The organism is Companilactobacillus sp. y65-5 (assembly GCF_057541095.1).
On the sequence record NZ_BAAJOA010000002.1, the window covers coordinates 66,983 to 86,410 of the forward strand.

The following is a 19,428-nucleotide window of genomic DNA, read 5'->3' on the forward strand; positions in this document are numbered from 1 at the left end:
TTTACATATTTTACTACTTATCTTCATTATTCTTATCAGAATCATCTGGTGAATCAGGTTGGTTACCATCGTCATTTGATGAATCAGATTGATCATTAGTAGTTTTATTAGTTGTTGATTCAGTGTCATCTGATTTTTCTGATGGGAATTCATTCTCATCTGTACTTTCAGATTTTTCTGAAGATGACTTAGCATCTTGCTTAGCAGCATCTTTGGCTTCAACAGCGCGTTTAGCTTGTTCAAAAGTAGCAGCACTTTCGCTTGGGAATTCTGTGTTTATGTCATTATCAGGCATCTTGCCATCATTGAACAAACTCAAGATTTCCTTCTCGTTAAGTGTTTCATACTTCAATAGAGCTTCAGCAATCAACTTATGTTGTTCACGATGGCTTTCGATGATTTCTCTAGCTTGTTCGTGACCTTCATCAAGAAGACGTTTAACTTCTTGGTCAATTGACTTAGCAGTATCTTCTGAGTAAGCAGGTAGTTGACGATATCCGCCACCACCGAATGGTTGGCCATCTTTTTCAAGTTGGACTGTACCTAGACGATCTGTCATACCATATTCAGTGACCATTGTACGGGCAATCTGCGTTGCCTGCTCAAAGTCATTTGAAGCGCCTGATGATTGTGAACCGAAGATGATCTCTTCAGCTGTACGTCCACCAAGTAATCCAGCAATTTGTTCTGTAAATTCTTTTTTAGTAATGAGGTTTTGGTCGTCCTTAGGAAGCATGATAGCATAACCACCAGCTTTACCACGTGGAACGATCGTAACTTTTCTAACAACACGGGAATCATTAAGAACCAAACCGATAAGAGCATGTCCGGCTTCGTGATAAGCAACCATGTGGCGCTCTCTATCAGAGATGACACGGTTCTTCTTAGCAGGTCCAGCGATGACACGGTCTTCGGCTTCGTCGATATCACTTGGGTCGATTCTTTGCTTACCACGTCTAGCAGCAACTAAGGCAGCTTCGTTAAGTAAGTTTTCAAGGTCGGCACCAACGAATCCAGGGGTTGTTTGTGCTAATTGTTTAAGATCAACATCATCAGTGAATGGCTTATTCTTAGAATGAACTTTAAGAATAGCTTCACGGCCCTTGACGTCAGGTCTACCAACTAAGATCTTACGATCAAAACGGCCTGGACGAAGTAAGGCTGGATCCAAAACATCTGAACGGTTAGTAGCTGCCATAACGATAACACCTTCGTTACCAGTAAATCCGTCCATTTCAATAAGTAATTGGTTAAGTGTTTGTTCACGTTCATCATTTCCACCACCGGTACCAGAACCACGTTGGCGACCAACGGCATCGATTTCATCGATGAAGATGATCGATGGAGCGTCTTTCTTAGCGTTCTCGAACAAGTCACGAACACGGGAAGCACCGACACCAACGAACATCTCAACGAAATCTGAACCAGAAATTGAATAGAACGGAACTTTTGCTTCACCAGCAACGGCTTTGGCAAGCAAAGTCTTACCAGTACCAGGAGGTCCTTCAAGAAGAACACCTGATGGGATTCTTGCACCCAGAGAAACATACTTACGAGGATCCTTCAAGAACTCGACAACTTCGACAAGTTCTTGTTTCTCCTCCTCTGCACCAGCTACATCTGAGAATCTAACTTTATTCTTTTTAGGGTCTTCAGGTTTAACTTTGGATTTACCAAAGTTCATAACACGGTTCGCACCGCCACCTTGCCCTCCACGCCCCATCATCGCGAAAATGATGAAGAAGAAAAGAATAAATGGTAGTACTAAAGTAAGGATTATTGAAATCCATTGCGACGACTGCGACTTAGCGGCAGCAGTCGTCTTAACGTTTTCAGCCGAAGCGGCGTTATTGATTCGCTTCAAAGTATCGTTATTAGGCAATACCGTTGAAGTAAATTGAGTTACTTTAGATTGGCTTGTCGTTTGGCTTCTATTAAAGATAGACACGGAACGTGTTGTCTCTGTTGTTTGAGCCTTTTTGTACTGACCAGTAACTTGGTAAGCACCACTGACAGGTTCGATCTTAAAACTCTTAACTTTCCCTTGCTTTATTTGTGTTATAAATTGATCTTGACTAAGTGTTTTAGATTGATCTGAGGATTGACCACCAGCAAACCAACTTGCTGCGAGCACTAAAACCACAAAGAGCAAGATGTAAAACAGGCTACTATTGATTAACCTATTTCGATTATTTTTCATATATTTCCTCCTAATTACTTAGACGTTACATATTGTAACATTGACAGGCGCTAACACAATAATAATTGTACCGCTAACTTGATTATTTTGCGTTATAAACCTCTGGCTTCAGAACACCCACATAAGGTAGGTTACGATAGCATTCGTTGTAGTCCATACCATACCCAACGACAAAGGCATCAGGTATCTGTACGCCCGTATAATCCACTTTAACGTGCTTGATTCTGCGAGAAGGCTTATCCAAAAATGAGACAATCTTAATAGAACTGGCATCACGTGTTTCAAACAACTTAACTAGACGATCTAAAGTGTATCCGGTATCTATAATATCCTCGATGATCACTACATGACGTCCTTTCAAAGACGTATCTAGATCTTTGATGATCCTAACATCACCAGTAGTAGTAGTGTTTTCACCGCCGTAACTAGAAACATCCATGAAATCATACTCCATAGGAATATCAACGTGTCTGATCAAGTCCATCATGAACATGGCAGCGCCACGCAAAATACAGACAAACAGCGGATTCTTGCCTGCATATTCTTCAGCAAGTGCTTTTCCCAGACGTTCGTTAGCCTTAGCAATTTCTTCTTCCGAAACTAATATTTTTTCAATATCCGAATTCATTTCTATACTCCATCCTCAAAGTCGATTTTCAAAAAATAATTACCTTTTTTTAAATAATCGCTTAAATTATAAATTTTTTCAACCCAAACTACCTGATTATCAAATAATAATACGGGAATTTTATCCCTTTGGTACTCAGGGATTTTTTGATTGATAAATCTTTTGCTTATTTTTTGATGTCTACCATTGTCAATCAATAGCTTATCACCGGAACGTCGATTGCGGATGATGATTTTTTTAGGTAACTCAGAAACCGTGATCATGGCTTCTTCAGGTTGGCATTTTGTTAATAAAAATTTCTTATTATCGATCATCAGAGGTTCACCCAGTCGGACTTGATAACAATAATCTACACCCGCAACTTCATCAGACAAAATAAAGTCATCATAGGATCGCAAGAATTGCCAGCCATCTTCCAGGTCGATCGACGAATTGGGATTGTCACCAGTGATCGTGGTAATGATCTGTTCGACTTGCTTGTTGCTCACTGGGATCTCCAGATTACGGGTAAAAAAACTTCCCCAGAACAGGGTCTGTTGATTAGCATCAAGCGCTTTTAATGGATCCAACTTACCCTCGATCGAGTGAGTTTTGATCTTGACCTGCATGTTTACTTCGATCTGTGCAAACTGTGCAACAGCCAAGTCGATCAACGCTGATAATTGTTGGTCGAATAATCTGAAATGAGCTAGCATCTGGCCGTTTTCTTTTTGAAGTTCAGGAAAGATATTATTTCTTAATCGATTGCGCATAGTTATGTTCTCAAAGTTAGTCTCATCTTGAACATGATCAATATCATGGACTTTGGCATATTCACGTAATTCTAACTTAGAAAAATCCAACAGCGGGCGCACCAATTGCCCATTAGCAAAACTACGACGTTGCTTTAAACTATTGACCTCATAGACGTTACCGGAGCGAATCATCTTCATCAAAATATTTTCTGACAGATCATTAGCATGATGTGCCGTCAACAATGTGTCATAGTCGTCTTGTGCCATTATTTTGGCAAAATAATTATACCGGAATGTCCGACCAGCGGCTTCCATCCCTACTTCATCATCCGGCTTATCAGTCCACTTAGCCGTGTAAAACTTAAATGACCGATTCTGACAATATCGTCTCAAAAATTCTACTTCATCGGCGCTCTCAGGGCGTAGATCATGATCAACGTTGACCACCGCGAATGCATCGCGATCCATTATCTTGGCAACCACATCCAATAGAACCATTGAATCTATCCCACCAGAAACGGCGATCAGCACGCGCTTAGTTGCAAATCTTTTCAAAGTTTTTCTGACAGTCCCAAGTAATTTTTTATCCAATTCCAATTTTTTGTCTCTCGTTCTCCTGATTTAAAAATAAAAAAGCTGAGACAAACGTCACAGCTCTTATTTACAAACGTGTTTGACACGTTGCTTTATTCTGATGTGTTGATTAACTTCTACGGCCACCACGGCCACCACGTTTACCTTCAGTATTTTTACGAATGGTACTCATTCGTTCTTCGCTTTCTTTCATGAAACCTGACATCATGTCGTCGAAACTTTCGACTGGCTTATGTTGAGGTTTTTTTTCATGATGTTGATACTTTGGCTTTTTAGGTTGATCTGTAGCTTGTTTGATAGAAAGTGCTATCTTATGATCTTTTTCGTTAAGAACTAAAACCTTTACAGTATCGCCAACTTTTAATACATCGTGAATGTCTTTTACATATCCATTAGCAATTTCACTAATGTGAACCATTCCACTTTGTCCTTCACCTAAGTCAACGAATGCTCCAAAATTTGTAATTCCAGTAACTTTTCCCTCTGTTTTAGATCCTACTTCAATTGTCATCTAGATATTATAGTTCCTTCCCCTATTTTTGAATCGCATTTACACTATCTGGCAAATTATATACTAATTCACCAGGTTTAGAATACATGTACTTTTCCCGTATATATTTTTCTAGGTAATTCTTATCATGAAGCTGATTGATTTCTATTTTCAAGTCGCTCTGAGTCGATTTTTGCTTATTGAGCTTTTTTTGACTAGTTTCGATCTGTTGTGTCGTTGACTGATAAGTCATATGAGCACTGATTATTTGAGATCCTAAGGCAATTAAGACAACAGCAAAGAGAACACCTATAGCAACTAGTCGTCTTTTATGAACTTTTTTTTCAAAGTCGCCACGACCAGGTTGTGTAGAAGTTTTTTGTTGTTTCGGTTTGAGAACTGAAACCTTGGAATTTGCTAAATTACGTACTTCCATGCTACTACTCCCCTAAAAATTATTACTATGAGTATAACAATTTTAGTGAATCTTTTGAACCGGTTTTCACTTTTTTTAATCTAATTGCAATCTTTTAATTAATTTCTTCATACATATCGGCTGAATCTGTCTTCTTAGTAGTTTCTTTAATGTCTAAAACTCTAATTTTCATGGTTTTTTCACCGAAATGTAATTCTAATGTGTCACCGACTGAAACTTCTGTCGAAGACTTAGCAACACGGTCGTTGATCAGTGCTCGACCGTTGTCGGCGAACTCTTTAGCGACAGTTCTTCTTTTAATAATTCTGCTTACTTTCAAAAACTTGTCCAATCTCATGGTTAACCCTCTATTTTCATAAATTTTGTAATATATTTACCCATCGGTAAAATTTCCCATTCACTCTTACTTAAAACATTCAATCTCTTAGATAATCCTAGATAGATCAGTACTCCTATCGGAATCAACACGATACTTATCAATATACTATGTGGACGACTCAAAAACCAATAATGAGTGGCAATCTTAGCTAAGACTTTGACTACAACACCCATTATCAAACCTACCGACAGGACTTTTATTAAGAAATCCTTGCTCAGTAAGAAAACGCCGTTATCATAGATCAAATACATCCCGATCAAAATAATACATTCGCTCAAGATCGTTGCCATGGCGGCACCGATAATGTTGAAGTGAGGAATCAAGATAACATTCAACGCTACTTTTCCGGCTAATGAAGCAATGAAAAGTACCAGCTTGACCAAGTTCTTTTCATCATCACCGCTGGTGATCGCCACCATCAAATTGATAAACGAAACAATCACGATCGACAGCATGTAGATCGCTAACGCTAATGAACCGTCAGGATTAGTGAACAACATAGTGTTGACTTCTGGCATCAAAGCTATCAGGCCGGAAGTTTCAGCGACCGCTAACCAGAGACAGACCCGCATCATTTTTTGGATGATCTTCTGATTGACCTTCGTCTGATTAGTTTCACGCAATTGCGGCATGATCGTGGACACGAACGACAATGAAATAACAATTCCCAGCTGTATCAACGGTTGTGCCCGATCGAAAACGCCTTTCAATATCTCAGCCTTTTCGATCGGCATGCCACCGTGCATCAACAATCGCAAAATCGTAAATGAATCGATAAATTGATAAAAAATCGTGATTCCGGTAAAGACGACTATCAAGAGTATTTCTAAGGACAGACCCCGTTCGATCTTGACCTTAACCGCTTGGTCGTCTTGAAAAAAAGTTTCTCGTTGTTTTATGAACGTCACCATCAAAATGACAACTGCGAACAAACCACCGATGAACGCTCCGCTGTTGGCAATCGTCCCCATTTGATAAATATCAAAAAAACCATGTCCAAACAAAATGGCTGAACCGATGATGATGATGATCCGAATGAATTGTTCCAACACTTGCGAGATCGCACTCGGTGTCATTTCAAAATCACTTTGGAAGTAACCTCTGAAACTGGCCTCAAATGGTACTAATAAAAAAGTCAGTGAAACTGCTCTGATCTCGTGAAATAAGTTTGGATCCCCCATAAAAATGGCTAAATACCTAGCCGAACCCCAAAGAAAAATAGTTAATGCCAAGCACCCTGCCAATAGCCAGACAAAAGTAAGTTTTAACAATTTACTTTTGGCAGCTGGACTACTCTGCTGTGCGAAGGTTTTTGAAATAACTACTGGCAATCCCGATAAAGCTAAAACCGAGAAAATACCATAAATCGGATAAACTTGTTGATAAATAAAATATCCCCGGTCACCAACAATATTTTGTAATGGGATTCGATAAATCGCACTCAATAATTCAGAAAAAAGTGAGGCGATAGTCAAAACCCACGTACCTTTGATGGCTCTTGATACTTCTCTTCTCATAATAGTTATTAGTTTTTAATTTTTTCTTTCTTTAGTTTGTCGAATTCCTTTGCCATTTCCACAGCGAATTTTTGCAGTTGTGGGAACCATTCATCTTTTTTAACACTGCTTGAATCTAACGAAATACTGAATTCGTTGTTATTGTGAACCGTGGCTTTCATAGTCGTATTACTCAAGAACTTGAAGACTAAGTCACCTGTCAAATAATCATTGGCTTTGTCGGAGAACTTCAAGACGATCATGCCACTCTTCATGACGACATTTTTGACTAACGACTCATCTAATGACGTCTTCAAAAGACTGACATCTAGTAAATTAGAAACCTCTTGCGGGTATTCACCGAAGCGGTCCAATAATTCTGATCTGACTTCTTGATAGTTTTCGTCTGAGTCGATCTGACGTATCCGCTTGTATAATTCGACCTTTTGACGTTCGTCGCTGATATAAGTCGAAGGTATATATGCATCTAGCTCCAAATTAAGTTCCGCATTAGTCTTCTCAGCCTTAGTATGACCCCGTTTCTTCGCCACAGCATCATTCAACATCTGCGTATATAGATCAAAACCGACCGAATCAATGAAGCCGTGTTGTTGCTTACCTAATAAATTACCAGCGCCTCGAATCGACAGATCACGCATGGCAATCTTGAAGCCTGAGCCTAATTCAGTAAAGTTCTTGATGGCTTCTAGTCGTTGTTCACCAACTTCAGTTAAAACTTTATTAGGTCGATACATCAAGTAGGCGTAAGCAACACGATTGGAACGGCCGACACGTCCACGAATTTGATACAGCTGTGACAAGCCGTATCTGTCAGCATTCTCAACGATCAGAGTATTGGTATTCGGCATATCAACACCAGTTTCAATGATGGTCGTCGTTACTAAGACGTCATATTCACCAGCTAGATAGTCGGCAATGACACCTTCCATCTGTGTCTCCGTCATCCGGCCGTGGGCAGTGGCGACCCTAGCATCAGGAACTAGTGCTTGTAGTTGCCCGGCCACTTGTTCCATATCATCAACACGATTGTGTAGATAAAAGACTTGTCCACCACGTTCCATCTCACGTTTGATAGCTCCAGCGATCACGTCAAAATTTTGTTCCATCACGTAAGTCTGTACTGGATAACGATTGCTTGGCGCTGTTTCGATCAACGACAAGTCACGCACTCCTAACATCGACATGTTCAAAGTTCTGGGGATAGGCGTCGCTGTCAAAGTCAGTACGTCCACATTCGCCTTGAGTTCTTTGATTTTTTCTTTGTGCTTTACACCGAAGCGTTGCTCCTCGTCGATTATCAACAAGCCGATATCAGAGAATTTAACGTCCTTTGACAGCAGGCGATGTGTACCGACTACGATGTCCGCTTGACCATCGGCTAATTCTTGGATGATCTCCTTACTACGTTTTCGCGATTGAAACCTTGATAATACTTCGATATTGACTGGGAATCCTTCGAAGCGATCTTTCATGGTTTCGTAGTGTTGTTGCGCCAACAATGTAGTTGGAGCTAGAAAGACCACTTGTTTACCGGCTTCGATTGCTTTAAAAGCTGCACGTAGTGCCACTTCTGTTTTACCAAATCCAACATCCCCAACTAACAGTCGATCCATCGGATGGGGTTTTTCCATGTCGCGCTTGATCTCGTCGATCGAACGCAATTGGTCTGGTGTCTCTGGATATGGGAAGGCATTGTCAAAGTCGTGTTGCATGTCATCGTCTTTGGGAAAGGCGAAGCCCTTTTCAGCTTCACGTTTGGCATACAGATCGATCAAATCGTCCGCGATGTCCTCAATACTCGATTGAACTTTACGCTTAGTTTTTTGCCACTCATTACCACCTAATTTATTTACCCGCGGTGATTTACCTTCAGCCGAGACATATTTTTGTACCATATCTAGCTGTGATACTGGGATGAACAGACGTCCGTCATCACGATACTCGATCGTAATATAATCTTGATGCTTGCCGTCAACTTCCATCGTCTGCATACCGATGAACTTACCAATACCGTGGTTGACATGAACTACATAGTCACCGGGTTTGAGTTCGTTATAACTCTTCAAACGTTCAGCATTAGCCAAAGTTTGATGACGACGTCGTTTAGGTTGTTTATTGAACAATTCCTTCTCAGTGATGATGGCGACTTTTTCCTCAGGTATTTCAAACCCTAATCCCAGTCTGGAATTCATGATCTGGGTCTGGTCTTCGATCACCTTATCTGCCGTCGTCAAAGTAGCCTTGATACCAAAATCGATCAAAGTATTATTTATTGCCGAGATTCGTTTTTGATTACTGATCAACAACAAAATCGTATAGCCTTGTTTTTGCCAACGCTCCACTTCTGACTTCAGCAGTGGCATCTGGCTGAAGAATTGCTGCATGCTTCTCACCGGCACGTTGTGTAGTTGATTGAGGCGAATATGTCCCATTCCTTGTTGGAAGGCGGACATATAAACTTGTGGATTTTCGTTTTTCTTCATCAACTCAATGAAGTTCTGGCGGATGACTTGTTCTGGCAAGGCTTTGCCGTACTCTAATTGACTAGCTAACCATGATTGGTTGTCAGCACGGTTATCATTTGATTGTTCGACCAGTCGACTGTATTCGTCGAACATGACGACATCATCCGAAGTTAAATAATCCAGTAAGCTACTAGGCTCATCCAGTAAATAATCGATGATACTACCGATGTTTCCGGGACGAATCCCCTCAGATAATTCTTCGATCATTTGAGAAAAAGTCACATCCAGATTACTTTTGACATCTTTATCGTCAGCAGCTGAAGTCAATTGCTTATCGTAACTCTTTTGTAGCTTTTGAATACCTGCTTGAACTTGATCTTCCGTAATAACTCTGTCATTAGCGGGTAAAATCTCGATCTCATCCAAATCTTCCATACTACGCTGTGTTTCGGTATCAAAAAATTTGATACGGTCGACTTCGTTACCGAAAAACTCAATTCGCACGGGATCATCCACGTTTAGTGGATAGATATCTACAATATCACCACGGATCGCAAAATCCCCCGGTTTAGCAACTAACTTGTCCTTTTTATAACCCATCTGTACAAAGGTCGCATTCAGGTTCTCCAAATCATGTTCTTCACCCTTAGCTATTCTCAGTTGAGCCGCCTTAAATAACTCACTGGATGACAAGGCATACTCCAATCCAGCTACGGAAGTGACGACGATTCCTGACTCATCGCTCACTAAAAAACTCAACGCATCTAAGCGTTGACTCAATTCGTCCGGAGAACTAGTGGCGATTTCTGTCGAGATGGCTTCTTCCACCGGGAAAATATACGTATGTTCAGTGTCTAATAAGTTTAAATCGTCATACAATCTATTAGCGTGAAAATTAGTATTTTCTACTATTAATATTTTTTTGTTTTTTTGTTTTAGCGTTTGTAACGCAAATAGGGAAATCGTTGAACCGACCAAACCTGTCAACATGTTCTTTGTTTTTGGTTTGACTTGTTCAATAAATTCCCCAAGGTTTAATTTATTTGAAATAAAGTCTATTAAATTCAAAGTTCGTCCCTCCGGATTTCGTTTCAAAATCCAACTTAGGTAAGAGCTGCGAAGTCCAGATTTTTGCATTCACTATGTATCGCAAGACCTCTCCCACTCTTAATTATATTTGTTCATCAATTGGTCAAATGTATCTCCAGCTATCCAATCCTTGACTGCATCAGCAGCATTATCGATCCCCGTCAGAGCAACTGGTGCCTGATCCTTAGTGAAAGGTGTCAAAACCCAATTCACAACCGTTTGTCTATCTGGATGTTGGATGCCTATCTTAATACGCTTGAACTCTTTTGTGCCCATAGATGAGATTATACTCTTAATTCCATTATGACCACCAGCAGAACCCTTGGCGCGTAATCTGATTTTTCCTATCGGCATATCCAAGTCATCTTGAATGACCAGAATTTCTTCTGGTCTTATTTGGTAGTAGCCGGTCAAAAATTTCACAGCTCGACCGGATTCATTCATGAATGTCAGTGGCTTAACTAAAAAGACTGTTTCGCCATCTACTTTGAATTTGCAGTATTCAGCTTCAAAATCTTTTTTAGTTTGAGTTTGTCCATACTCTTCCATTAACTTATCGATCGTCATGAAGCCCATATTATGTTTCGTACGATCGTATTTTTTGCCTGGATTTCCTAATCCAACAATCAATTTCATATCAATACCTCATTTCGAATTTTAATTATATCACGCAAAAAGTGGGATTTTTTCAATTTTTTCACAATCACCCTGTTTATTTACCCTCATTATTTGTATAATTGAACTCGAAACATATTTATTTTCGAAGGGATGATTATAAAACATGACAACTCCAACAAACGAAAAGAACCACCAAAAAGTACTTCTAGTTGGTGACGGTGCCGTAGGTTCAACATTTGCCTATGCAATGACACTTCAAGGTATTGCACAAGAATTAGTTATTTGTGATATCGCCAAAGATAAGATTAAGGGTGACGCATTGGATCTTGCAGACGCAACTCCATTCTCATTCCCTAAGAACATTCACGCAGGTGAATATTCAGATGCTAAGGATGCTGATATCGTTGTTATCACAGCCGGCGCACCACAAAAACCAGGCGAAACAAGACTAGACCTTGTTAACAAGAACTTGAACATCTTGAAGACAATTGTTGACCCAATCGTTGAATCAGGTTTCAACGGTATCTTCGTAGTTGCTGCTAACCCAGTTGATATCTTGACATACGCTACTTGGAAACTTTCAGGCTTCCCTAAGGAACGCGTAATTGGTTCAGGTACATCACTAGATACATCTAGATTACAAAAATTCGTTGGTGAAGAATTAGGCGTTGACCCTCGTTCAGTTAACGGATACATCATGGGTGAACACGGTGATTCAGAATTCGCTGCATGGTCACACCTTACAGTTGGTGGCGTTACAATGGCTGAATGGATGGAACAACATCCAGAAATCACTCAAGAAACTCTTGACGCTATCTCAAAGAAGACTGTTAATGCTGCTTACGACATCATCAATACTAAGGGTGCTACATTCTACGGTATTGGTACTGCACTTGCAAGAATCTGCAAGGCATTGCTAAGTGACGAAAACACTGTTCTTGCATTATCAAATATGATGACTGGTCAATATGGCGTTTCAGACATTTATATCGGTTCACCTGCTATTATCAACCGTAAAGGTCTAAAACAAATCATTGAAGTTCCATTGAATGATAAAGAAGAAGAACAAATGAAACAATCAGCTGCAGAACTTACAAAGATTCTTAAAGACGGTTTTGAAGCTACAGGTATCAAGGGTCGTCAATAATCCCTTATTTCCAAATCTAAAACTAGGACAATCGTCCTAGTTTTTTTTTATTTATAGAGACTCCAAACATTGGTTTTTCTACATGTTTTGGGGACCTCTCTTTTTTTTTTCATTTTTATACTGTATCATTGATACATTAGAGAAGATTGGATGTGATATATATGTTAGTTAAATCATTGGTTCTACAAAAAGAAAAACTCACAACCGTCAAAGAAACTGTCACTCTTGAGGAAGCATTAAAAGTTCTTGAAGATTCAGGTTACCGTTGTATCCCAATTCTTGATGAAAGTGGTCAAATATTTAGGGGAAATGTTTATAAGATGCACATTTATCGCCACAAGTCACGCGGTGGTGATATGAATCTACCTGTAACTACTTTGATGAAGAACGCTACCAAGACCATCAGCGTTGACTCACCATTTTTCAAAGTATTCTTCAACATTAAGGATCTGCCCTACATCGCCGTTTTGGATGAGTCAAACTTGTTCTATGGGATTTTGACTCACGCAAGACTACTGAGCATGTTGTCAGATTCCTGGAATCTTGAGATCAGCAGTTATGTTTTGACCGTCAGTTCATCAGGTGACCGCGGTGACCTTGAGAGGATGTCTAAGATCATATCCAAATACGTCTCTATAGCCGCATGTGTTACTCTAGATGCCAAGTCCAATGAAGTTGTCCGCCGTACCTTGTTCACCCTACCTTCAGGTACCGACGTTGATACTCTCAAAGAAATCATCAAACGTTTAGAGAAGAAGAGTTTTATCGTATCAGAAATTGATGATTTAAAATCCGGCAAGATTTTAAATCGTGATACCTTGTAAAATAAGCCACAAAAATAGGAGTTGATTTTAATATCAGCCCCTATTTTTGTACTATTTTTTTACGTATCTTCTAGGTAGTCGTTCACTCAAACAGCAGATAACTTCATAATTGATCGTTCCCGCGTACTGAGCTACATCGGTAGCAGTGATTTCATCATCGCCATCTTTGCCGATCAAAGTCACCTTACTGCCGACTGGCATTTTATATGGCAACTTGACCATGAATTGATCCATACATACCCGACCTACGATCGGACAGCGTACGCCATTGATCAAAATTTCAAAGCCTTGCATTCGTCTCAACCAACCGTCAGCGTATCCTAGTGGCACGGTTCCGATCCATTCAGAATCTTCACTCGTATACGTAGCACCATATCCGACGCTCTCACCAGCAGGGATCCGTTTGACAAAAACTAACTCTGAATACAGGCTCAGTGCTGGCTTCAATTCATACGGCAATTCTGTAATGTCTGTCTGTGATGGATTCAAACCATACAAGGCGATCCCATCACGAATCAGATTTGTAGCTAAATCTTGATGCCACAGAGCAGTAGCTGAGTTAGCACTGTGAACGTACTTGAACTTAGTTGGTAAATCACTGCTCATACTCTTGAAACGACTGACTTGCTTGTTAAAGTATTCTTCATCCGGGCTGTCTGCGGTCGCAAAATGAGTGAACAAACCTTCTGCTACGAAGTTATGCGGATGATCATTCAAATAATTACATGCGGTGACTAAATCGGCCTTTTCAGTGAAACCGATCCGACCCATACCACTGTCGATTCCTAAATGGACCTTCAAACCGGTAATGTCTTCTTCGATAGCTTGCTCTAACCAATCTAAACTAGCCACAGTTAACGAAATATCCGCATCTGAGGCGGCCTGAGCGCTATTGACACTAGTTATACCCAAAACTAATATTGGAGCTGTAACGCCACTATTACGAACTTCTAAGCCTTCATCCAAAGTGGCAACACAGATTCCGCTGGCACCAAACTCGATTTCAGCCTTGGCAACTTCAACTAGGCCATGGCCGTAAGCATTCGCTTTAACTACTGCAAACACTTTTGTACCCTCCGGTACAGCATTTAGTTCATTTTGTAGATTTTCTTTTAAACTATTTAAATTTACCTCGACATATGCGGGGCGATGAGTTGATGGTAACATTTGGTTCCTCCCGAAATTTACAAATAACTATTTCGAATCAGCGACATCTTCAATGATAACTTCCGTTATCACCAATTCATCCGTATCTGAAATAGAAATTTGAATGTTTCCCTCAAAAATATCTGTTTTTATGTATGGTTGACCAGATTCATGGTTCAAAATGCTCAAGTCATGAAATCCAATCTTACCTAATCCGGTGCCCATTGCTTTGGTAAATGATTCCTTGGCTGAAAACCGTCCGGTCAAATATGTCATTTGAGCTTTTTCGGTTTTCCTAGATAAGAATACTGCCATTTCCTCACTTGTCAAAATTTTGTCTGCGAATCGAGGATGTCGATTATAGATTTTACGAACTCGATCAATTTCCGCAATGTCTACTCCTAGTCCTTTGATCATAATATCTCTCCATATTTTTTTTGAAAAAAAAGACAAAGCAAATTTAATCACCTTGTCCCTCAACGCTTATATTATAAAACAAATGTTTTATTTTCCAAAAGATTAAACATCAGACTAATGATTAAAGATTAGTTCTGATCTTAAAACCTTTCTTTGATTGACTCTTAGTTTTAGAACTACTTCTGTTCTCACGACGTTTTTCACCTGGTTTACCACTATGGTGGTCATCACGTCTTCTTGAGTGACGGTTACCACTGCCACCACCATTGTGACGGTCATGACTGTAACGTCCGCGCTTACCATGACCTGAACGACTACGACTTACCTTACGTGAAGGTAATGGTCTTTCAGGAGCAATCTTAACAGGAACACTTTCAGCATCCTTGATAGTTGTAGTCAAGTAAACCTTAACTAGTTCTTCTGGTGTGTATTCTTCTAACAATTGGCTAACAGCATCATCGAAACGATCCAAGTTCTTATCTGCAGCAAGTGTGTCCTTAACTTCTTGACGAACTGACTCTAATTGACCTTTAAGAACTTCTGTATCAGATGGTGGAGAAAGTGGCTTCATACGTTTCTTAGTCAAGTTCTCGATCGTACGTAGGTAACCCATTTCGTTAGGTGTAACAAAAGTTACAGAAACACCAGAGCGTCCGGCACGACCTGTACGTCCAATACGGTGAACATAGCTGTCTGGATCTTGAGGAATATCGTAGTTGTAAACATGTGATACGCCAGAAATATCTAGTCCACGGGCAGCAACGTCAGTTGCTACAAGAAATTCAAGCTTACCAGCTTTGAACTTACGCAATACACTAGTACGTTTGTCCTGTGACAAATCGCCATGTAGTCCTTCAGCGTTGTAACCACGGGCTTGTAAACCACGTGTCAATTCGTCAACACGACGCTTAGTTCTACCAAAGATCAAGGCCAATTCAGGACCTTGAACGTCGAAGATTCTAGTCATCAAGTCGAATTTCTCGAAGTCACGAGCTTTGACGAAGTATTGGTCGATCTTGTCAGCTGTTAATTCTTTTGACTTGATCTTAACGACCTTAGGATCTGTCATAAACTTATCTGCAATACGCATGATAGGCTTAGGCATTGTTGCTGAGAATAAAAGAGTTTGGTGTTCGTTAGGAACATTTGAAAGGATGCTTTCGATGTCTTCAACGAATCCCATGTCTAACATTTCATCGGCTTCATCCAAGACAACTGTCTTGACGTTACCTAGTTTAAGAGTGTGTCTGTTGATATGATCTAACATACGACCTGGAGTACCAACAACAATATTAGGATGGTCCTTTAAGGCACGAATCTGTCTTCTAATATCTGAACCACCGTAAACTGATTGAACTCTGACTTTTTTGTCACGACCCAATCTGTATAGTTCTTCTTGAGTTTGGATGGCTAATTCTCTAGTAGGTGAGATGATCAACGCTTGAATGTCTGAAGATGACATGTCGATCGCATCCAAGATAGGAAGTCCAAAGGCAGCTGTCTTACCTGTACCAGTTTGGGCTTGTCCAATTACATCGTCACCAGATAATACTAGTGGGATAGTTTGAGCTTGGATGGGAGTAGTTTCTTCAAAACCAGCCTCATCTACAGCTTTTAGTAACTTTGAATCTAAATCTAATTCATTAAATTTCACAAAAATCCTCCAGTTGTAACGTATCAAGCCCACACTTAGTGACCGTAATACGTCCATAAATCATTCTCAAATAACACACTCTTATACTAATTTACTTAATACGTTCTCCAGATGAATGCCATGACTAGCCTTTAATAAGACAGTGTCACTTGAGTTTATTTCTTTTTCTAAATCGTTCGTTAAATCTGCTAATTGATCCTTACTATACCAAGTCAAATCTTCAGCATCGTATTTCTGATCCAGCTTAGCTTTCAGAGCCTTCATTTCATCCCCTACAAGATAGACTTTTGAAAAGTCGCTTGTATCGATGTGGTCTGCAAGTGATTCGTGCAGATGTTTTGATGAACTACCGAGTTCCAACATATCTCCTAGAACAACCATCTTTCGTCCAGAGGTTGAAATCTTCTTGAAACTTTCGAGAACTTCAATTGCAGCAGTCGGGTTTGAGTTATATACATCACTTAAAATATCTGCGCCATTTTTTGCTTTTAACCATTCTGTTCTATTTTCAGTAACATACAGGTCCGCCAAAGCTTTTGCCATAGTCTCTGGCTTAACATGAAGGGCTTGACCAACTAAAATTGCAGCCAAGGCATTCTTAACATTATATTCGCCCATCATCGGAATATCAAACACTAAGTCTGGCCAAAGGTTCGTTTTGAAGGAAATGGACGACTTCCCAGCCTTTATTGACGTATAGTAAAGCGTATTCACATCTTTTTTTCCAAAAGTTAATTTTCTTTGTTCGATCTTTTGGGCACGTTCAGTTAATAATGGCTCATCTCCATCATAAATAAAACGCCCATCTTCTTGTAGATGATCTACGATCTCCATCTTAGCGTCAGCGATCTTATCACGTGTACCGAAGAATTCGATATGAGCCTCGCCGATCATCGTGATGACAGAGACATCCGGATTAGCCAGACTACTCAAGTATTCGATCTGTCCGGGACGATCCATGCCCATCTCGACGACCAAAACTTCTGTATTGATAGGCATGTTCAAAATCGTAAATGGAACACCGATTTCATTATTAAAATTCTTAGGCGTTTTCGCGACATTATTGTCAACGGATAAAATTGCAGCAATCATATCCTTGGTAGTCGTTTTACCGTTGCTTCCCGTGACGGCAACCACCTTAGGATTGACCTTGGCTAAGTAATACTTGGCTAGAGTGTCGAACGCTTTTGAGACATTTTTTACTACTACAAACGGAATATCTTTATCAGGGACTTCATGATCGCTTTGCCAAACAGTGGCACTGATGCCGTTAGAAATTGCACTGTCGATAAATTCATGTCCATCACGGTCACCCTTCATTGGGAAGAACAGATCGCCTTGCTTGGCCTCACGACTATCAAAACAAACCCCAGTAATATCTACATCTGGCACAGTGTCAGTATGGATTTTTAAAGCAGCATAAACTTCTTTTAGTTTCATTTTCATGAATACTTTTCCCCAATTCTGAAAAATTATTTTAATTCATACTAAATAAAAAGAGTATAGTATTATATTTAGAAAGGAATTGATACACTATGACATCTAAATCAACAAAAGTATCTGATGAAAATAGTTATTGGAAGCGTAATCTAACCGTTCTCTGGTTCAGTACTTTCATGACAGGTATTGGATTTAGTATGATAACTCCCTTTTTGCCATTATACATTAACCAATTAGGGAATTTCACAAAAAATCAACTTGTCGTTTGGAACGGTATTGCATTTTCTTCAACTTTTTTAGTCATGGCAATTGTTTCACCCATCTGGGGTAAGATTGCTGACCGTAGAGGTCGTAAGCTCATGCTCATCCGTGCAGCGCTTGGTATGGCTATTGTCATTTCCCTTCAAGGCTTCGCTACTGCCGCCTGGCAGATCGTCGTGCTCCGTTTACTTCAAGGTGTTTTTTCTGGCTTCGTCAGTAATGCTAACACTTTGATCGCATCGACTGCACCGCGAGCTGAAAGTGGTAAGGCGCTAGGAACACTGAATACTGGAGTCATCTCCGGCACCTTGCTAGGACCGCTAGTAGGTGGTGTGATCGCACAATACCTCGGTTATCGAATCCCATTTATGGTCACTGGATCATTACTATTCATCGCATTCATCTTGGTGACGATCTTCATCAAGGAAGACTTCACTCCGATTCCAAAAGGTGAAGAGGAATCCACAAAGGAAATATTCCAGAATTTAAAAAATCCTAATTTGATCTTGGCAATGTTCGTCACCACGATGATCATCCAAACATCAAATAACTCTATCAACCCCATCATTAGTCTGTACGTAAAGCAGTTAATGAATGGCTCTGATAAGGTCACTTTGGTTGCTGGTTTTGTAGCAGCTGTGCCTGGTATCGCAAATATAATTGCTGCACCGCGTTTCGGTGCCTTAGGCGATAGGATCGGTACCAGTAAAATCCTGATCGGTGGTCTGATCTTCGCGGTCTTAGTCTACATCCCGCAGGCCTTCGTGAGCAACGTCTGGCAGTTAGCCACATTGAGATTCTTCGTTGGTATATCAGACGCCTGCCTAGTTCCACAAGTTCAGACATTATTAGCCAAGTATACCGACCCCAAGTATACTGGAAGAATCTTCGGATATAATCAGTCATTCCAGTCAGTCGGAAATGTCTGTGGACCACTACTCGGTTCATTCATCTCCAGCACACTGAGCTACTCAGCGGTATTCATCAGTACTAGTATTCTAGCCGCCGTAAATTTAGGCTGGGTATCGACACATTTCAGATCCAAAAAAGGAAAAAAATAAAAGCCTCCTATCAAAGGATGGCTTTTTATTTTTGTGATAAACCATATTTCTTGTTGAAACGGTCGATACGTCCATCTGCTTGAGCAAACTTTTGTTTACCAGTATAGAAAGGATGTGAATCTGATGAGATTTCAACACGAATTAATGGGTATTCTGTACCTTCATAATCAGTTGTTTCACTTGATTGAACTGTTGAGCCAGCTAAGAACTTCTTACCTGTTGATGAGTCCATGAATACAACTTGGTGGTACTCTGGATGAATTCCTTGTTTCATTCTATGTCGCTCCTTTGCCCTAAATCTTTTGCAGAAATAGAGATTAATTTACTA

Annotated in this window: 17 protein-coding genes; 3 read left to right on the forward strand and 14 right to left on the reverse strand. The window is 40.1% G+C overall.

What is annotated here, in order from left to right; translation table 11 throughout:
* Positions 1-13: 13 nt before the first annotated feature.
* The 9 genes from ftsH to pth form a co-directional block, all read right to left on the reverse strand.
* Positions 14-2,200, reverse strand: a complete 2,187-nt coding sequence (gene ftsH, locus AC27FM_RS04280; RefSeq protein ID WP_487086188.1) for an ATP-dependent zinc metalloprotease FtsH — start codon at positions 2,198-2,200, stop codon at positions 14-16.
* A gap of 82 nt (positions 2,201-2,282) precedes the next feature.
* Entirely contained in the window at positions 2,283-2,828 is a 546-nt protein-coding gene (hpt, locus tag AC27FM_RS04285; RefSeq protein ID WP_487086189.1) for a hypoxanthine phosphoribosyltransferase, read from the reverse strand.
* Positions 2,829-2,830: 2 nt separating this feature from the next.
* On the reverse strand, positions 2,831-4,159 hold the full coding sequence (gene tilS, locus AC27FM_RS04290; protein ID WP_487086191.1) for a tRNA lysidine(34) synthetase TilS: 1,329 nt from the start codon (positions 4,157-4,159) through the stop codon (positions 2,831-2,833).
* Between the two features lie 106 nt (positions 4,160-4,265).
* Positions 4,266-4,667, reverse strand: coding sequence for a S1 domain-containing RNA-binding protein (locus tag AC27FM_RS04295; protein ID WP_487086193.1), 402 nt, complete (start codon positions 4,665-4,667; stop codon positions 4,266-4,268).
* A 22-nt stretch (positions 4,668-4,689) separates the two neighbouring features.
* Positions 4,690-5,082 carry an FtsB family cell division protein gene (locus tag AC27FM_RS04300; protein ID WP_487086195.1) on the reverse strand — a complete coding sequence of 131 codons (393 nt, stop codon included), beginning with the start codon at positions 5,080-5,082 and terminating at the stop codon, positions 4,690-4,692.
* Positions 5,083-5,176: 94 nt separating this feature from the next.
* On the reverse strand, positions 5,177-5,419 hold the full coding sequence (locus AC27FM_RS04305) for an RNA-binding S4 domain-containing protein (protein ID WP_487086197.1): 243 nt from the start codon (positions 5,417-5,419) through the stop codon (positions 5,177-5,179).
* A gap of 2 nt (positions 5,420-5,421) precedes the next feature.
* Positions 5,422-6,978, reverse strand: coding sequence for a putative polysaccharide biosynthesis protein (locus AC27FM_RS04310; protein ID WP_487086198.1), 1,557 nt, complete (start codon positions 6,976-6,978; stop codon positions 5,422-5,424).
* A gap of 8 nt (positions 6,979-6,986) precedes the next feature.
* Positions 6,987-10,511, reverse strand: a complete 3,525-nt coding sequence (gene mfd / locus AC27FM_RS04315) for a transcription-repair coupling factor (RefSeq protein ID WP_487086200.1) — start codon at positions 10,509-10,511, stop codon at positions 6,987-6,989.
* A 99-nt stretch (positions 10,512-10,610) separates the two neighbouring features.
* Entirely contained in the window at positions 10,611-11,168 is a 558-nt protein-coding gene (pth, locus tag AC27FM_RS04320; RefSeq protein WP_487086202.1) for an aminoacyl-tRNA hydrolase, read from the reverse strand.
* Positions 11,169-11,313: 145 nt separating this feature from the next.
* On the opposite strand from pth, the gene AC27FM_RS04325 reads away from it, so the two are divergent.
* Entirely contained in the window at positions 11,314-12,297 is a 984-nt protein-coding gene (locus tag AC27FM_RS04325) for an L-lactate dehydrogenase (protein ID WP_487086203.1), read from the forward strand.
* Between the two features lie 161 nt (positions 12,298-12,458).
* Complete coding sequence (cbpA, locus tag AC27FM_RS04330; RefSeq protein WP_487086205.1) at positions 12,459-13,121, forward strand: cyclic di-AMP binding protein CbpA; 663 nt, start codon at positions 12,459-12,461, stop codon at positions 13,119-13,121.
* Between the two features lie 51 nt (positions 13,122-13,172).
* Here the strand turns inward: cbpA and alr are convergent, their stop codons facing one another.
* From alr to AC27FM_RS04350, 4 genes are all read right to left on the reverse strand, one after another.
* Positions 13,173-14,288, reverse strand: a complete 1,116-nt coding sequence (gene alr / locus AC27FM_RS04335; RefSeq protein ID WP_487086207.1) for an alanine racemase — start codon at positions 14,286-14,288, stop codon at positions 13,173-13,175.
* A 27-nt stretch (positions 14,289-14,315) separates the two neighbouring features.
* Entirely contained in the window at positions 14,316-14,684 is a 369-nt protein-coding gene (gene acpS, locus AC27FM_RS04340) for a holo-ACP synthase (RefSeq protein WP_487086208.1), read from the reverse strand.
* A 121-nt stretch (positions 14,685-14,805) separates the two neighbouring features.
* Positions 14,806-16,338: a degradosome RNA helicase CshA gene (gene cshA / locus AC27FM_RS04345; RefSeq protein WP_487086210.1), complete on the reverse strand. Its 1,533-nt coding sequence runs from the start codon at positions 16,336-16,338 to the stop codon at positions 14,806-14,808.
* Between the two features lie 81 nt (positions 16,339-16,419).
* A complete protein-coding gene (locus tag AC27FM_RS04350) occupies positions 16,420-17,784 on the reverse strand; it encodes a UDP-N-acetylmuramoyl-tripeptide--D-alanyl-D-alanine ligase (RefSeq protein ID WP_487086212.1) in 1,365 nt (454 codons plus the stop codon).
* A gap of 89 nt (positions 17,785-17,873) precedes the next feature.
* On the opposite strand from AC27FM_RS04350, the gene AC27FM_RS04355 reads away from it, so the two are divergent.
* Positions 17,874-19,100, forward strand: a complete 1,227-nt coding sequence (locus AC27FM_RS04355; protein ID WP_487086214.1) for a multidrug efflux MFS transporter — start codon at positions 17,874-17,876, stop codon at positions 19,098-19,100.
* A gap of 25 nt (positions 19,101-19,125) precedes the next feature.
* Here the strand turns inward: AC27FM_RS04355 and AC27FM_RS04360 are convergent, their stop codons facing one another.
* A complete protein-coding gene (locus AC27FM_RS04360) occupies positions 19,126-19,374 on the reverse strand; it encodes a type B 50S ribosomal protein L31 (protein WP_487086216.1) in 249 nt (82 codons plus the stop codon).
* Between the last annotated feature and the right edge of the window lie 54 nt (positions 19,375-19,428).

Excerpts from the sequence above, each read along its gene's own strand:
- ftsH (WP_487086188.1), bottom strand. The coding sequence starts at position 2,200 with ATGAAAAATAATCGAAATAGGTTAATCAATAGTAGCCTGTTTTACATC.
- hpt (WP_487086189.1), bottom strand. The coding sequence starts at position 2,828 with ATGAATTCGGATATTGAAAAAATATTAGTTTCGGAAGAAGAAATTGCT.
- AC27FM_RS04295 (WP_487086193.1), bottom strand. The coding sequence starts at position 4,667 with ATGACAATTGAAGTAGGATCTAAAACAGAGGGAAAAGTTACTGGAATT.
- AC27FM_RS04300 (WP_487086195.1), bottom strand. The coding sequence starts at position 5,082 with ATGGAAGTACGTAATTTAGCAAATTCCAAGGTTTCAGTTCTCAAACCG.
- AC27FM_RS04305 (WP_487086197.1), bottom strand. The coding sequence starts at position 5,419 with ATGAGATTGGACAAGTTTTTGAAAGTAAGCAGAATTATTAAAAGAAGA.
- AC27FM_RS04310 (WP_487086198.1), bottom strand. The coding sequence starts at position 6,978 with ATGAGAAGAGAAGTATCAAGAGCCATCAAAGGTACGTGGGTTTTGACT.
- pth (WP_487086202.1), bottom strand. The coding sequence starts at position 11,168 with ATGAAATTGATTGTTGGATTAGGAAATCCAGGCAAAAAATACGATCGT.
- AC27FM_RS04325 (WP_487086203.1), top strand. The coding sequence starts at position 11,314 with ATGACAACTCCAACAAACGAAAAGAACCACCAAAAAGTACTTCTAGTT.
- cbpA (WP_487086205.1), top strand. The coding sequence starts at position 12,459 with ATGTTAGTTAAATCATTGGTTCTACAAAAAGAAAAACTCACAACCGTC.
- alr (WP_487086207.1), bottom strand. The coding sequence starts at position 14,288 with ATGTTACCATCAACTCATCGCCCCGCATATGTCGAGGTAAATTTAAAT.
- acpS (WP_487086208.1), bottom strand. The coding sequence starts at position 14,684 with ATGATCAAAGGACTAGGAGTAGACATTGCGGAAATTGATCGAGTTCGT.
- AC27FM_RS04350 (WP_487086212.1), bottom strand. The coding sequence starts at position 17,784 with ATGAAAATGAAACTAAAAGAAGTTTATGCTGCTTTAAAAATCCATACT.
- AC27FM_RS04355 (WP_487086214.1), top strand. The coding sequence starts at position 17,874 with ATGACATCTAAATCAACAAAAGTATCTGATGAAAATAGTTATTGGAAG.
- AC27FM_RS04360 (WP_487086216.1), bottom strand. The coding sequence starts at position 19,374 with ATGAAACAAGGAATTCATCCAGAGTACCACCAAGTTGTATTCATGGAC.